Below are 398 nucleotides of genomic sequence, written 5' to 3'. Positions count from 1 at the left end.
CTAATCGTTTTAAATTGTTCATCTGGAATATGACGAATTAAGCGTGAAATAAACTCTTCCACACTTACTGTTTCAGTTTTTTCTTTTCCATCCATTTTGTCCTTATATTTGAATGCAACGTATTGTCCGTCATATGCCTCGATCCGATTAATCCCGATCGCTGGTCGACGAATATAACGGCCAATATAACTAAGTTGTTCTTTTATTTTCCCACTCTGTTTTGGAGCATACACATAGAAGCCTTCCCCATTATTGGTGAACGCCTTTTGAAGTCTTGGTTGGATGATTTTCTTTTCCTCCTCAGAAACTCCGTTTCTGATTAATTTTAAAACAACTGTTTGCCATTGCTTTCGAAGCAACGCAAAAGGCAAAAAGTCATATTGTTTCCCCTCTCCTTT

At 37.4% G+C, this 398-nt stretch carries 1 protein-coding gene; it reads right to left on the bottom strand.

The annotated features are described in order from the left end of the window. The coding region (locus PZE06_RS26610; RefSeq protein WP_275792188.1) for a transposase at window positions 1-398 on the bottom strand (398 nt) is incomplete at both ends.

The organism is Robertmurraya sp. DFI.2.37, assembly GCF_029211245.1.
GTDB lineage: Bacteria > Bacillota > Bacilli > Bacillales > Cytobacillaceae > Robertmurraya > Robertmurraya methanolica_A.
Note: the sequence above shows the minus strand (reverse complement) of the source record. Positions and strands in the feature narration are given on the sequence as shown.